At 73.6% G+C, this 14,466-nt stretch carries 15 protein-coding genes; 11 read left to right on the forward strand and 4 right to left on the reverse strand.

Annotated elements, in window-relative coordinates:
* The first annotated feature begins 230 nt into the window (after positions 1-230).
* The 5 genes from Ani05nite_RS10305 to Ani05nite_RS10325 all read left to right on the forward strand — a co-directional run bounded on the left by Ani05nite_RS10305 (position 231) and on the right by Ani05nite_RS10325 (position 5,103).
* Complete coding sequence (locus tag Ani05nite_RS10305; RefSeq protein ID WP_203767171.1) at positions 231-1,481, forward strand: SGNH/GDSL hydrolase family protein; 1,251 nt, start codon at positions 231-233, stop codon at positions 1,479-1,481.
* A 164-nt stretch (positions 1,482-1,645) separates the two neighbouring features.
* Positions 1,646-2,176, forward strand: coding sequence for a YsnF/AvaK domain-containing protein (locus Ani05nite_RS10310; protein WP_239129606.1), 531 nt, complete (start codon positions 1,646-1,648; stop codon positions 2,174-2,176).
* A 619-nt stretch (positions 2,177-2,795) separates the two neighbouring features.
* On the forward strand, positions 2,796-3,146 hold the full coding sequence (locus Ani05nite_RS10315; protein WP_203767172.1) for an S-adenosylmethionine decarboxylase: 351 nt from the start codon (positions 2,796-2,798) through the stop codon (positions 3,144-3,146).
* A gap of 2 nt (positions 3,147-3,148) precedes the next feature.
* Positions 3,149-4,018: a hypothetical protein gene (locus tag Ani05nite_RS10320; protein ID WP_203767174.1), complete on the forward strand. Its 870-nt coding sequence runs from the start codon at positions 3,149-3,151 to the stop codon at positions 4,016-4,018.
* Between the two features lie 95 nt (positions 4,019-4,113).
* A complete protein-coding gene (locus Ani05nite_RS10325; protein ID WP_203767176.1) occupies positions 4,114-5,103 on the forward strand; it encodes a serine/threonine-protein kinase in 990 nt (329 codons plus the stop codon).
* 37 nt (positions 5,104-5,140) lie between these two features.
* Here the strand turns inward: Ani05nite_RS10325 and Ani05nite_RS10330 are convergent, their stop codons facing one another.
* From Ani05nite_RS10330 to Ani05nite_RS10340, 3 genes are all read right to left on the reverse strand, one after another.
* The gene (locus Ani05nite_RS10330) at positions 5,141-5,773 is read right to left on the reverse strand and encodes a hypothetical protein (RefSeq protein WP_203767178.1); all 633 of its coding nucleotides are present in this window, start codon (positions 5,771-5,773) and stop codon (positions 5,141-5,143) included.
* Positions 5,774-5,841: 68 nt separating this feature from the next.
* Positions 5,842-6,723, reverse strand: coding sequence for a universal stress protein (locus Ani05nite_RS10335; protein ID WP_239129607.1), 882 nt, complete (start codon positions 6,721-6,723; stop codon positions 5,842-5,844).
* The gene (locus Ani05nite_RS10340; protein ID WP_203767180.1) at positions 6,720-8,207 is read right to left on the reverse strand and encodes an amino acid permease; all 1,488 of its coding nucleotides are present in this window, start codon (positions 8,205-8,207) and stop codon (positions 6,720-6,722) included. Before Ani05nite_RS10340 ends, Ani05nite_RS10335 begins: the two co-directional genes overlap by 4 nt.
* 243 nt (positions 8,208-8,450) lie before the next feature.
* Between Ani05nite_RS10340 and Ani05nite_RS10345 the strand changes: the two genes are divergently transcribed.
* The 6 genes from Ani05nite_RS10345 to Ani05nite_RS10370 are packed head-to-tail and all read left to right on the forward strand — an operon-like array spanning position 8,451 to position 13,200.
* Positions 8,451-8,786, forward strand: a complete 336-nt coding sequence (locus tag Ani05nite_RS10345) for an STAS domain-containing protein (RefSeq protein ID WP_239129608.1) — start codon at positions 8,451-8,453, stop codon at positions 8,784-8,786.
* A gap of 41 nt (positions 8,787-8,827) precedes the next feature.
* Positions 8,828-9,853 carry an alpha/beta hydrolase gene (locus tag Ani05nite_RS10350; protein WP_203767183.1) on the forward strand — a complete coding sequence of 342 codons (1,026 nt, stop codon included), beginning with the start codon at positions 8,828-8,830 and terminating at the stop codon, positions 9,851-9,853.
* An 11-nt stretch (positions 9,854-9,864) separates the two neighbouring features.
* A complete protein-coding gene (locus tag Ani05nite_RS10355; RefSeq protein WP_203767184.1) occupies positions 9,865-11,100 on the forward strand; it encodes an ATP-grasp domain-containing protein in 1,236 nt (411 codons plus the stop codon).
* Positions 11,093-12,364, forward strand: coding sequence for a cytochrome P450 (locus Ani05nite_RS10360; protein WP_203767186.1), 1,272 nt, complete (start codon positions 11,093-11,095; stop codon positions 12,362-12,364). The genes Ani05nite_RS10355 and Ani05nite_RS10360 overlap by 8 nt, the downstream gene beginning before the upstream one ends.
* Positions 12,365-12,397: 33 nt before the next feature.
* Positions 12,398-12,721 (forward strand): ArsR/SmtB family transcription factor, encoded by a 324-nt coding sequence (locus tag Ani05nite_RS10365; RefSeq protein WP_203767188.1) that lies wholly within the window; start codon positions 12,398-12,400, stop codon positions 12,719-12,721.
* Positions 12,718-13,200: an SRPBCC family protein gene (locus Ani05nite_RS10370; RefSeq protein WP_203767190.1), complete on the forward strand. Its 483-nt coding sequence runs from the start codon at positions 12,718-12,720 to the stop codon at positions 13,198-13,200. Before Ani05nite_RS10365 ends, Ani05nite_RS10370 begins: the two co-directional genes overlap by 4 nt.
* On the opposite strand, the gene Ani05nite_RS10375 is transcribed toward Ani05nite_RS10370, so the two are convergent.
* Entirely contained in the window at positions 13,197-14,456 is a 1,260-nt protein-coding gene (locus Ani05nite_RS10375; RefSeq protein ID WP_239129609.1) for an MFS transporter, read from the reverse strand. The genes Ani05nite_RS10370 and Ani05nite_RS10375 overlap by 4 nt on opposite strands.
* Between the last annotated feature and the right edge of the window lie 10 nt (positions 14,457-14,466).

Here is a 14,466-nt window from a genome sequence, read left to right on the forward strand (position 1 = left end):
GGGCCCGCCACCATCACCGGCGGAGCGCCGGAGGCCGTTCCATGGCGGAGCCCGTCCCACGAGGACGGGCTCCGCCATGTCTGTCTCCGGGCGGCCGCGCAACCCCCACCGGACCGATCTTTCCCGGTACGGGGAAACGGGTCGGCGCCGTTGACACCCCCGGGGCGGCATGGTCGGCTCGGCCGGACCGGAGTTTCTCTCGCGTTCCGCCGACCCCCTCGGAGGCCGACGTGTCCCTGGTCCGCCGTCTCGTCGTCCGCGCCGCCGCAGCCGTCCTGCTGGTCGCCGCCGTCGCCGGGGTCCCGTCACCGGCTGTGGCCGCGCTGCCCACCGCCGCGGTGGCCGTGGGCGACAGTTTCATCAGCGGCGAGGGCGCCGGCGCGTACGTCCCGGTCGTGGACGTCGACGGCGCGGCACGCGCCTTCCCCGGCTGGTCCGCGCCGAACACCGACGCCTTCTTCTGCCACCGCTCGGCCAACGCGTCGCTGCTGCGCGCCACGCTCCCCGGCATCCAGGCCCGGTTCAACCTGGCCTGCTCGGGGGCCCAGCCGCAGGACCTGACCCGGCCGGCGCAGGAGCGGCCGCGGGGCCGCGCGGTCGCGGCCCAGCTCGACCAGCTGCGGGCGGTCGCGGCCACCCACGACATCGACCTGGTCCTGGTCGGGCTTGGCTCCAACAACACCCAGTTCACCTTCGGCGACGTGGCCTCGGAGTGCGCCAACCGGTTCATCGCCGACGCGTGGACGGGCTGGTGGGAGTTCTGGGCCTACGTCAACGGGCCGGTCGAGCAGGAGCCGTGCACCGCCGACGACCTGGCCACCGCGGCGGAGGTGGCGGCGGCGACGCAGGAGACCCGGGCAGCCGTGCGGGCCCTGCTGACCACGCTGGACGCCGTCGACGCCGACGGGCAGCACCGGGTGGTGCTGCAGGACTACACGAACCCGCTGGCCCTCGACGTGGTGCCGAGCCTGTGGACCGAGGACGACCGGGCCGACGACCGGGACAAGTTCCGGGCGCTGGGCGCGGAGCGCTACCGGGCCGGCTGCCCGGTGCACCGCGCCAGCCTGCCGGCCGGGCACGCCTTCTCCGCGGCGCTGGGCAGCCTGGTCTCGGCCGTGCACGCCGGCCTGTCCGCCGAGTTTCCCGGGGCCGACCTGGTGTACCTGAACGTCCAGCAGGCGTTCGACGGCGCCCGGCTGTGCGAGGCCGGAGCCGATCCGGCGGCCGCGCTGGCCACCCCGATCCGGTTGCAGGACGGCCCGACCGGCGTGTTCCTGACCGACCTGGCCGGCTACGACAAGATCGCGGTGCAGCGCATCGCCAGCGCCTGCGTCACCTACTTCCAGACGTGTCAGGAGTCCTGGCACCCGGACGCCGACGGCCACGCCGTGCTCGGCCGCTGCCTGACCGGCGCGGCCACCGCGACCGCCCGTTCGGTGGCGTGCGTCCGCTCGCCCGACGGGGCCGTGACGGTGCGCTGACCTGCGCCACCCGTCCGGGAGACCGGATCGGGTGGAGATCGCGGCCCCGGCGTTTACGACGCGTACGCCCGGGCAGGTTCCCGGACCCGTGGTGCCTCACCCCGGCCGCGTGACCCTCCGGGAACGCGTCGGGGTGCGATACCCCGACGGCACCTGGAGGCAGAGTGGACACCACTGATTTCGACACGATGAGCGAGGAACAGCTCCGGCAGCGGGCCCTCGCGGCCGGCCTGCTCGGGGCGGCGGACATGCGACGCGACGACTTGGTCGCCACCCTGCGCGACGGCGCGATGACGCGGTCGGAGGAACGGCTGGTGGTCGGCAACGACGTGGTGGCGATCGGCCGCGCCCGGCTGCGCAAACACGTGGTGAGCGAGGACGTGCAGATCACGGTCACCGTGCGCCGCGAGGAGCTGCGGCTGGAGCGGGCGGCCGTCCCCGCTCATGAGCAGTCCCTGGTCGGGGATCCCGACGTGTTCGGGCCCGCCGAGGAGTTCGCGACCGCCGACGGGGGCGTCATCTTCGCGGTCACCCTGCACGAGGAGCGCCCGGTCGTCACCACCGAGATCGTGCCGGTGGAGCGGGTGCGGCTGGTCAAGGTGGTGCACACCGACCAGCGCACGGTCTCCGGCGAGGTCCGCAAGGAACGCATCGAGGTCACGCTCCCCGGCGAGGCGCCGGCGACGGTGGAGTGACGCGACCGGCTGTCATGGACGCCACCGAGTGACCACGCAGAGTCAGATAGTCGGCGTGCGAGGCCAGATATAACCGCGTTGCACCCCAGGCCGTACGGACAGTGACGACTTTGCGGGTGATCCGTACCACTGCGACGAGTCGGACATCGGTGCTCCGTGCCCGTCCGCCCTGGTCACGGCCGGGCCGGGCGGGTCTCGCCGGGTTCGTCGGGTCCATGCCGCAGTTGGTCGGCCTGGGCGAAACCCGCGGGGTGGGATATGCCTGAGGTGGTGGATGTGGCGCGGCCCTGATCGTTCGGTCGGATCGGGGTGGCCGCTCGGCCGGCGTCACGCTGGCTCGGCGGTCAGTTGACCCTGGGTAGCGGTGCGGTAGATTTGGTGACAGAAGCGAGCGAGCCAGGCTTCTCCCCCAAAAGCCCCATACGCTCCGCATCTGCCACCCCGAAGGAACCGCCATGCCGACCACCGCTCCCCCCGAAACCACGAAGCGTGACGACACGCGGTCACCCTCGGTGAGAAGCCGGGATCCCAAGCCGCCCGTCCGGCCCCGGCCCAGCACCGCGCCCTCGTGGTGACCTCGCACCGCTCCCGATCCCCGCACCCGGAAGGCCCCACCGACATGCTGGATTTCAAGGACCTCGCCCCGGCCATCCACCGCCAGCGCATGGTGGTCGAGGGATACCCGACGTTCGTGATCACGGACGAGCACATCAAGGACTACCTGCAGAAGCTCTCCGACGTGACCGAGATGATCACGATCATCGAGCCGGTCACCCACGTCAGCGACCTCTACGGCTGGGCCGGCTGGATCCACTGGGAGACCTCCGGCGCGCACTTCTACTCGTGGGAGCGCCCGATCTCGTTCTTCAGCGTCGACATCTACACCTGCAAGGCCTTCGACCCGCAGACGGTCATGGACTTCACCAGGGACTACTTCCGGACCACCGAGATCGTCGCCAAGGAGTTCTGAGCATGGCCCCCACGACGACCGCGCGGTACGACCTCGACCCCGCCACCGTGCGGCGGGTCACCGCGGCGTTCCTGGCCGCGCACCCCGGCCGCGGCCGTTTCGTCACGGCGGTCGTCGGGCCGGACAGCGACCTGGCCGCGGTCGGCCGGTCCCTGGAGCGCCAGGTCTTCACCGAGGCGTTCGGCAACGACGCCGCGGTCATGGCCGCCGAGTACGGCCCGTACGAGGCGGCCAGCCTGTTCTTCCTGGTGATCGACCGGCGGCGCGGCGTCCCGGCCGGCGTCGCCCGGATGATCGAGAGCCGCGGCGCGGGCGTCAAGACCGTCGACGACGCCCCGCAGCACATCGGCGCCGACGTCGCCACCATCCTCGCCGCGCACGGCATGACCGGCGAGAAGGTCTGGGACTGCGCCACCCTCGCGGTGCTGCCGCAGTACCGCGGCGGCCGATCGTCGCTGCTGGTCAGCACGATGATCTACCGCACCTTCCTGGTCCTGGGCCGGCGCCACGGCGTGCGGCACGCGGTGTCGATGCTCGACCGGGGCGCCTACCGCAACCTGCGGATGATCGGCGTGCCGATGCGCACGCTGGCCGGCTCCGGTCCGTTCGAGTACCTCGGCTCGGCCGAGAACCGGGCCGTCCACATGGACTTCCCGGCCATCGAGCAGGCCGTGCGTGAGCAGGCCGCCCGGATGCGCCGGGCGGCGCGGCCCGGGCTCACCGCGCTGCGCCGCGACGGCCTGGGCAAGCTGCTCAAGCGCCGGGTCGCGGCCGGGGTGTCACGCCGCATCGGTACGGGCCGCGACGTCGACGACCACATCGTCGTCGTGCCCGGCGAGCAGGGCGTTTTCCGCCTCGACCCGATCGGCTGATGCTCGACCCGGGCGTTTGTCCGGCCGGGGCCGAGGGTACGTCGCCCTGCAACCGTGCCGGGGGCGAGCGCGCGGTGACGGAACAGGGGGCGGCAATGCGGACGCTGGGCGGGCGGTACCAGCTCGAGCAGCGCATCGGCATCGGGGGAATGTCCGAAGTGTGGCGTGGGCACGACCGGGTGCTCGACCGGCCCGTGGCGGTCAAGATCATGGCGCCCGCGGTCGAGGGCACCCTGGGCGAGGTCAACGGCGTCGACCTGGTGCGCACCGAGGCGCGCTCGGCCGCCCGGCTGGCCCACCCGAACGTCGCCGGGGTGCACGACTTCGGCACCTCGTCGGCGCCCGGCCGGGAGGTCCCGTACATCGTCATGGAGCTCGTGGACGGCCAGACGCTCAGTGAGCACCTGGTCGCCGGGCTGTTCGACTGGCGCATCGCCGTCCGGGTCTGCGCCGAGGTCGCGGCCGCGCTGGCCGCCGCGCACGCCGAGCACGTCGTGCACCGCGACATCAAGCCGGCCAACATCATGCTCACCCCGGCCGGCGCCAAGGTCCTCGACTTCGGCATCGCCGCGGCGGTCGGCAGCCACGACCCCGACCCCGACGGCCCGGTCATGGGCACCCCGGCGTACGTCGCCCCGGAACGCTTCGAGGGCCTGCCGGCCACCCCGGCGTCCGACATGTACTCCCTCGGTGTGCTGCTCTACCACTGCCTCTCCGGCCGGCTGCCCTGGCAGGCGGCCAGCCACACCGAGTTGGTGAACGCCCAGCGCCACCGCGACCCCGACCCGCTGCCGGTCATCGAGGGCATGGCGCCCGAGGTGCTCGACCTGTGCTCACGCTGCCTGCACCGCGACCCGGCCGAGCGGCCCACCGCCCTGGTGGCCGCGCTGCTGCTGGCCGAGGCGGTGGACGCCCGGGTGTACGTGCCGCTGATGGACGTCAGCGCGATGATGCCGCGCCCGTCGCGGGTGTCGCCGTGGGACGAGCGCGCCGCCGAGGCGCCGACCGACATGGCGCTGCCGGTCGACCCCGACCAGGACACCAGCTACCTGGCCGACCGCCCGGGCCGGCACCGCGCCGGCTGAGCCCGTCCGGGCGGGGGACGAGCCGGCCGGCGCCGGGTCAGCCGGCCGCGGGCCGGGCCGCCTGCGCCGCCAGCCAGCGCGGATAGCTGAAGCGGCTGATGGTCAGCTCGGGGTGGGCCAGCACGTGCCGGGCGAAACGGGCCCGGTCGTCGTCGAGCCCGGCGATCGCCTCGGCCGGCGCGAGGTGGCGCAGCAGGCCGGCGTACCGCCAGTCCTTGCACCGGTACGGCCGCCGCAGCGCCACCACGAGCAGCTCGGCGAGCTCGGGCTCCTGCTCCGCCGGCACCCCGCCGCGGGTGAAGTCGCGCAGCACCCGCTCCTTGGTGGTCCACGGCGAGCACGGCCAGGACGTCCGCAGGTCCGCCGGGAACCGCTCCTCCCAGCGCAGGAAGAGCACCGCGTACGGGGCGTAGTGCGACCGCACCGCCGGGTCCTCGGCCCGGCAGAAGGCGGTGACCAGGCCGTCCAGGGTCAGGTCGAGCCGCCGCCGGTAGGTGTTCTCGGCGGCCCGGTTCCAGCCCTGCCGCGCCTGGATGTCGTCGGCGCGCTGCCGCGACCGGGTGGCGTCGGCGAGCAGGGCGCGGTGGCGTACCAGGGCCGCCGACCGCCGGGCGTCGTCGGGGGAGACCAGGTCGAGGACCCAGGTCTGGTCGTCCGGCAGCGCGCGCACCGCCGCAGCATGCCAGGTGCGCGCCCGCGCCGCCCAGCGGAACGCCTGGCGGGCGGCCCGGGCCCGGCTCAGCCGCTGCGCGGGACCACCACGACCGGCCGCCGGGCCCGGCGGACCAGCCGCGCCGACACCCCGCCGAGCAGCACCCGCCGGGCCGGGCCGTAGCCGCGGGACCCGCAGAACAGCACGTCGACGTCGTCCAGGTCGGCGAGGGTGTCCACGACGTCGCCGGTCCGGATCTCCCAGTCCGACGCCACCGCGCCGACCGAGGCGGCCGCCCGGCTCAGCGCCGACTCGTAGGTCTCCCGGGCGGTCTCCAGGAACGCCTGCTCGGCATCCTGGCCGACCAGGAACGGCATGGTCGCGTCCGGGTCGGCGACGACCGTGTAGAGCCGCAGCGGGCTGCCCGTGCGCGCCGCCAGCCGGGCGGCGGCGGTGAGCGCGGCCCGGCCGTCGGGCGTGTCCACGTACGCCACGCCGATGCGGCCCAGCGCGCCCGGGGGCGTCTCCATCGCGGCCGGGGCGACCACCACCGGGCAGAGGCTGCCGGCCAGCAGCCGGTCCGCGGTGCTGCCGGCGAACAGCCGGTGCTTGGGCCCGGCCCGCCCGGAGCCGACCACGATCGCCTCCGCCGCCAGTTCCTCGGCGAGGTCGTGCAGCCCGTGCGCGGCCGAGCTGGAGGCCACCACCCGGTACGAGATGTCGCCGTCGGCGCCGCCCAGTGTCGCCCGGGCCTGGTCCAGCACCGCCTCCGCGGCCCGGTGCCGGTCGGCGACCCACTCGGCGTCCACCCGGCCCGACCCGATGGCCGACGGCGCGGGGTGCACCACCGCCACCACCAGGGGCGCGCCCAGCGTCATCGCCGCCCACCGGCCGAACAGCAGCGCGTCCTCGGCGGAGGGGCCGCCGTCCACCCCGACGATCACCGGCGCGGGCGCGGCGGCGGTCACCGCGGGCCCCCGGGCGGCGTGTCCGGGGTGGTGTCCCGGGCCCAGCTCGGGGTGCCGTCCCCGCCCGCGCCGGGGCTGCGCAGCCGGGAGTGCCGGTAGCCGTACAGGAAGTAGATGGCCAGGCCCAGGACCAGCCAGACCACGAACCGGATCCAGGTGCTCAGCGGCAGGTCCGACATCAGGTACACGGCGAACAGCACGCCGATGGCCGGCAGCACCGGCGACCACGGCACCCGGTACGGCCGGGGCATCTCCGGCCGGGTCCGGCGCAGGATGACCACGCCGATGTTGACCAGCACGAACGCGAACAGCGTGCCGATGTTGACCAGCTTGACGATCTCCGACAACGGCACCAGGGCGGCCAGCACCGAGATCAGCAGGCCGAGGCCGATGGTCAGCCGGGCCGGGGTCCCGTACCGCTCGTTGACCTTGGCGAAGCGCTGCGGCAGCAGGCCGTCGCGGCACATCGCGAAGAAGATGCGGGTCTGGCCGTACAGGATCACCAGCACGACGCTGGTGATCGCCACGACCGCGCCCAGCGCCAGGATCGAGGCCGCCCAGCTGATCCCGGCGCCCTCCTCCAGGGCCGCGGCCAGCGGCGCGTCGCTGCCCTTCAGCTGGTCCGGGCTGGCGATGCCGATCGCGCCGACCGCGGTCAGCACGTAGAAGACGGTGCAGATGATCAGCGAGCCGATGATGGCCAGCGGCAGGTCCCGCGACGGGTTGCGGGCCTCCTCGCTGCCGGTGGAGACGGCGTCGAAGCCGATGTACGCGAAGAAGATGATCGCGGCGGCCGAGGTGACCCCGTCGACCCCGCTCGGGGCGAACGGCTGGAAGTTGCCGGTGCCGAAGTTGACGATCGCCACCACGATGAAGAACAGCAGCACGGTCAGCTTGACGCCGACCATCACCAGGTTCACCCGGGCGCTCTCGGTCACGCCGCGCACCAGCAGCGCGGTGATGGCCAGCACGATGAAGACCGCCGGCAGGTTGAAGATGCCGCCGTCCTCGGGCGACTTGGCGATCGCGTCCGGCAGCGCGACGCCGAACGCCGAGTCGAGGAAGGCGTTGAGGTTGCCGCCCCAGCCGACCGCGATCGCGGCGACCGACACCCCGTACTCCAGGATCAGGTCCCAGCCGATGATCCACGCCACGATCTCGCCCAGCGTGGCGTACGTGTAGGTGTAGGCGCTGCCGGAGACCGGGATGGACGAGGCCAGCTCGGCGTAGGACAGGGCGGAGAACGCGCACGCCACCGCGGCGAGCACGAAGGAGAGGATCACCGCGGGCCCGGCCACGCCGGCGCCCTCGCCGATCACCACGAAGATGCCGGTGCCGATGATGGCCCCGACGCCCATGGCGGTCAGCTGGGTCGCGCCGACGGCCTTCTTGAGCCCGTGGCCCTCCTCGGTCGTCTCGGAGATCAGCGACCGGACATCACGGATCGCGAAGATTCCGGGCCTTCGGTTCGAGCCTGTGACCATGCCTGACACCGTGGCCGCCCGGCTGCGCGAACCGCAAGATGATCTGCAGGATGTGGCGAACTTGCCCGCTGCGCTTGCCGATTGCGCCTCGCGATGGGTGACGTCACGGTCACCCTGGGAGCGCACCCGCTGTCCGCCCCGATCCCGGAAACGGCGGGCAACCTGCGAGGTGAACGGCGGGCGTTGTAGCGTGGGCCCACGGGTGAACCGGGTGCGGAGGTCGGAACCATGGGCGAGGCCGTGATGACCACACGGCGTCAGGCGGACGGCGCGATCGTGGTCGACGTGCGCGGCTCGCTCGACGCGGCCACCGTCGACGCCCTGCGGCACGCGCTCGTGGGCACCCTGCACGGCGAGCGCCCGGTGACGATGATCGTCGACCTCACCTTCGTGACCTTCATGGATTCGATGGGCGTCGGCGCGCTCGTCTCCGGCTTCAACGCCGCCCGCGAGACCGGAACCCGGTTCGTGCTGCGCAACCCCAGCGAGTTCGTGCACCGCCAGCTGCGGATCACCGGCCTGGCCGAGATGTTCGGCCTGCCGTCGGCCTCGCCGGGCCCGCAGACATACACCCCCTGAGACGGCTGCCGGCCGGGCCGTCCGCCGGTTATGGTGCCGTCATGGAACCGGCGGTCGGGTCGTGGTGCGGCGCCACCGAGGTCTGCTTCCGGCTCCGCGACCACGACCACCGGCTGGCCGGCGTCCGGCTGCGCTCCGGCGTGGCGGCCGGCGACCTCACCTACGACCGCGGCGCCCGCACCTGGGAGCTGCGCGTGCCCCGGCCCCCGGCGGACCGGATCGAGTACCAGCTCGAACTGCGGCACCGCGACGGCGGCAGCGAGACGGTCGCCGACCCCGACAACCCGCGCCGCGCCGGCGACAGCTCGGTGCTGTGGTCCCCCGGCTACCGCGAGCCCGACTGGCTGCAGCTGCCGCCCGCGCCCGGCCAGTGGCGCGACGTCTACCTGCCGCTGCCCGCCGTGCACGGCGAGATGGTCGCGCGGATCTGGTCGCCCGACACCGGCACCGACCGGGTGCTGGTCGCCCACGACGGGCCCGACTTCGACCGGCACGGCGGACTGGGCCGCTACACCGCGGCCCTGATCGGGGCGGGGCGGGTGCCGCCATACCACCTGGTGCTGCTGCCGCCGGGGGAACGCTTCGAGTGGTATTCGGCCAGCCCGGCGTACGCCCGCGCGCTGGCCCGCAACGTGCTGCCCAAGATCGCCGCCGAGCTCGGCACCGACCGGCCGGTGGTCGGCGCCGGCGCCAGCCTCGGCGCCCTGGCCATGCTGCACGCCCAGCGCCGGCACCCGGAGCGCTTCGCCGGGCTGCTGCTGCAGTCCGGCAGCTTCTTCCAGCCCCGCTACGACCGGCAGGAGTCCGGCTTCCGGCGCTACCTGCGCATCGTGCGGTTCACCGGCCGGGTGCTGCGCGCGCCGTCCGGCGCCGCTGGCGTGCCCACGGTGATCACCTGTGGTGCGGTGGAGGAGAACCTGGCCAACAATCGGGACATGGCGCGGGCGCTGGCGGCCCAGGGCTATGCCGTCAGCTTCACCGAGGTGCCCGACGCGCACAACTGGACCGGCTGGCGCGACGCCCTCGACCCGCACCTGACCACGTTGCTGCAGACAGTGTTCCATTAACGGGAGGCGCCATGGCCGACGTCGAGCACACCATCGGACTGCTGCTGGGCACCGAGGACGACTGGCCGCGGGCGTACGAGGCGCTGCTGCGCCGCGTCGGGGTGGTCACCGACGCGCAGGGCCGCACCCACCGCACCCGCAGCGTCCGGGTCACCATCGAGCCGTTCAACCTGCGCGACTCGCCGAGGCACGACCTGGTCATCGACCGGCTGGCCTACTGGTACTACCACCCGCGCGAGTGGCTCAAGAAGATCGCGCTGATGGACGACGTGTACCTGCTGAACAGCCCGTTCACCTTCCAGTCGATGGAGAAGCACGCGGCCTACTGCGCGATGCTGCGGCTCGGGCTCAAGGTGCCCGAGACCGTGCTGGTGCCGTTCAAGAACCCGCTGGACAACTCCCGGTACGCCTACACCTCGGCGCGTTACAACCAGCCGTTCGACCTGGAGGCGCTGGCCGCGTCCGTCGGCTACCCGATGTACATGAAGCCCTACGACGGCGGGGCCTGGGTCGGCGTCTCCAAGATCCGCAACGTGGCGGAGCTGCACGCCGCGTACGACGCCTCCGGCGAGCGGCTCATGCACCTGCAGGCGGCGGTCGAGGACTACGACGTCTTCGCCCGCTCGCTGACCATCGGGCCGGAGACGATGGTGATGAAGTTCCGGCCCGAGCTGCCCATGCACGAGCGCTACGCCGTCGACCACAACTTCCTCACCCCCACGGTGGGCGACGAGGTGGTCACCATCTCCCGGCTGGTCAACGCGTTCTTCCGGTGGGAGTTCAACAGCTGCGAGTCGCTGGTCAAGGGCACCGAGGTGCACCCCATCGACTACGCGAACGCCTGCCCGGACGTCGCGGTGACCTCGCTGCACTACTACTTCCCGTGGGCGATGTCGGCGCTGCTGCGCTGGACGATCTACTGCGTCGTCACCGGGCGCCGGCCCCGGCTGGACACCGACACCGCCGAGTACTTCGCCGTGGCCGACGACCCGTCACTGGACTACCGGCAGAAGCTGGCCCGCTACCGCCGGCTGGCCGACGACTACTTCGAGACCGAGCGGTACGAGGAGTTCTGCGCCAAGCACCTCGGCCACATCGACGAGATGGTCGCCGGGTGGGTCGGCTCGGAGGAGTTCCGCGCGCTGCTGCGCGAGACGGTCCGGGCGATGTACCCGCCGCACGAGCACGAACGGTTCCTCGGCCACTTCACCGGCCTCATCGACGCCTGGCTGCGCGACCATGGCTGAGCTGCGCCGCGCCGCCGCCTTCGCCGCCGGTCTCTACCGCAGCCGGCTCGACTTCGCCTGGCACGGCTACGTCCGGCGCGACCCGATGGCGCTGCTGCACCTGCGGCCCGGGCGCGACGACCCGTACGCCGTCTACCGCGGCATGCCCCCGTTCGGGCCCACCCGGCTCGGCAACTGGGTCACCACCAGCCACGCCATCTGCGACGCGGTGCTGCGCGACCGCCGCTTCGGGGTCCGCTCGGCCGACCTGACGGCCGCGCCGGCGATGGCCGACGAGTTCGACATGTCCTTCCTCGACAAGGACCCGCCGGACCACACCCGGCTGCGGCGCCTGGCCCAGCCCTCGTTCAGCCCGAAGCAGATCGCCGGCTACCGCCCCCGGGTCGAGCGCACCGTCGACGAGCTGCTCGACCGGGTCGAGGTGGGGGAGACGTTCGACCTGGTGTCGGCGTACGCGGCGCCGCTGCCCATCCGGGTGATCACCGACCTGCTCGGCGTGCCGGACGCGGACGCGGAGCGTTTCGCCGCGTACGGGACCGTCATCGCCAGCGCCCTGGACGGCATCCACTCGCTGTCGCACGCGGCCCGGCTCAAGGCGGCCAACCGCGACCTGCGCGCGCTCTTCGAGGACCTGTTCGCGCTGCGCCGCCGCGAACCGGCCGACGATGTGGTGAGCCGGCTGGTCGCGGCCGAGGGCCACAGGATCCAGCCGCACGAGCTGGTCCCGATGTGCAACCTGCTGCTGGTGGCCGGCTTCGAGACCACGGTCAACCTGGTCGGCAACGCGGTCAACGCGCTGCTGGACCATCCCGCGCAGTGGGAGGCGCTGTGCGCGGACCCGGCCGGGCTGGCCCCGGCGGCGGTCGAGGAGACCCTGCGCTACGACCCGCCGGTGCAGCGCACCGCCCGGTGCGCCCGCGAGGACCTGGAGCTGGCCGGTCACCTGGTGCGCCGCGGCCAGTACGTGATCACCCTCATCGGGGCGGCCAACCGCGACCCGCGGGCCTTCCCGGACCCGGACACGTTCGACATCCACCGCGCGCCGACCGCCGATCACCTGGCCTTCTCCAGCGGGATCCACTACTGCGTGGGCCAGCCGCTGGCCCGGATGGAGGGCGAGATCGCGCTGCGCCGCCTCGCGGAACGCCTGCCGGACCTGCGCCGGGCCGGCCCGTTGCGCCGCCGGGTGTCCGGCATCGTGCGCGGGCCGATCCACCTGCCGGTCCGCGCCGGCGCCCGCCGATTGTCGCGCTCGGCCCCTTGACGGACCCCGTCGGTAAGTCGTAGCTTTCCGTTCGTGGCTACTTACCAAGCGGAGGACGGCTGGGACGCCCTGGGCGACCCGAGCCGGCGCGCCATCCTCGAGTGCTTGGCCGAGCGCCCCCGGGCCGTCGGCGAGCTGGCCGACGTGCTGCCGATCAGCCGGCCCGCGGTCTCCCAGCACCTCAAGGTGCTCAAGGAGGCCGGGCTGGTCAGCGACCGCGCGGCCGGCACCCGCCGGGTCTACCGGCTCAACCCCGCCGGCGTGGGCGCGCTGCGCGATCAGCTCGAGACGTTCTGGACCCGCGCGCTGGAGGGCTACCGGGACGTCGCCGACCCACCCAGCGAGGAGACGTCATGACCGAGACAACCGTGGTCCGCCGGCAGATCGTCGTCCAGGCGCCCATCGAACGCGCCTTCACCCTGTTCACCGAGCGGTTCGGCGACTTCAAGCCGCCGGAGCACAACCTGCTGCAGACGCCCATCGCCGAGACCGTGTTCGAGGCCAAGCCCGGCGGCCACATCTACGACCGGGGCGTCGACGGCAGCGAATGCCACTGGGCGCGCGTGCTGGCCTGCGACCCGCCCGACCGCGTCGTGTTCAGCTGGGACATCAGCCCGCAGTGGCAGCTCGAGACCGACCCGGGGAACGCCAGCGAGGTCGAGGTCCGGTTCGTCGCCGAGACCCCGCAGCGCACCCGGGTCGAGCTGGAGCACCGCCACCTCGACCGGCACGGCCCCGGCTGGGAGTCCGTCCGCGACGGCGTCGCCCACGACGAGGGCTGGCCGCTGTACCTGAGCCGCTACGCCGCCATGGTCGAGAAGGCCAACGCCGGCTAGGCGCCCGGCGAGCGGCGGCGCCGGGTGGTCGTGTACAGCCCGAGCAGCACCACCGACAGCACGATCAGGGCCGGGCCGTACACCTGCTCGCCCACCCGGTCGATGAGCACACCGACCCCGGCCGGGATGAGCGCGCCGCCCAGCCCCGACGCGCCGATCTGCACGCCGATCGTCCGGTCGGCGTGCGCCGCGCCGACGCGGTCCGCGGTCGTCAGCGTGAGCAACGGGAACACCGGCGCCGCCGCGAAGCCGACCACCATCAGCCCGGCCACCGCCAGCCAGCCCGGGCCGGGCACCGTCACCAGCACCGCGCCGAGCACCAGGCCGAGCAGGCTGCCGAGGAGAATGCGGGCGGTGCCGACCCGCTCGACGACGAAACCCTGCACCACCCGGCCGGCGAACAGGCTCGCCCAGTACGCCGACACGCACACGCCCGCGACGCCCGCGCCGACCCCGCGCTCGGTGGTGAGGAACAGGAACGCCCACAGCCCGGCGGTGATCTCCAGGGCCACGTAGACGGCGAAGGCGGCGGCGCTGAGCCACACCGCGGGCAGCGCCAGGGTGGCGGCGGGCCCGGCCGGCCGCGCCCCGGCCCGCACCTCCGCGGCGGCGGCCGCGGACCCGGCGCGGTGCTGGGCCCACGACCGGCGGGTCAGGGCGAACGCCCCGGCCAGCAGCGCCTGGCCGGAAGCGACGATCCCGTAACCCCAGTGCCAGGAGAGCCCGGCGCTGAGCACGGCGGTCATGATCAGCGGCCCGATGGCGACGCCCAGGCCGAAGAACGCGTGCATCCAGTTCATGTGCCGGGGACCGAACGCGCCGGCGGCGTACGCGTTGAGCCCGGCGTCGATGGCCCCGCCCCCGAAGCCGGCGATCAGGGCGCACGGGACGAGGAACGCGAAGCCCGGCGAGACGGCGTAGCCGGCCAGCGCGATGCTGGCCAGCGCCGTACTGGCGGCCAGCAGCCGGCCGACGCCGAGCCGGGCGATGCTGAAGCCGGCCGCGACGCTGGACACCAGGTATCCGGCCGTACCGGCGAACAGCAGCAGGCCGACCGTGTCGGTGCCGACCCGGAACTCCGTGGCGATCGACGGCCAGCCCACGCCGAGCAGGCCGTCGGGCAGCCCGAGGCTGATGAAGGCGAAGTAGGCCAGCAGCAGCACCGAGGTCCGGACCACCGCGGCCGCGCCGGACGCCGGCGGTCGGGCATCGGCGGCGGGGGCCGCGGCGTCCGCGTCGGGCGGCAGCGAAGTCACCCGGTCATCG

Source organism: Actinoplanes nipponensis, from assembly GCF_016862275.1.
GTDB classification, from domain to species: Bacteria; Actinomycetota; Actinomycetes; order Mycobacteriales; family Micromonosporaceae; genus Actinoplanes; species Actinoplanes nipponensis.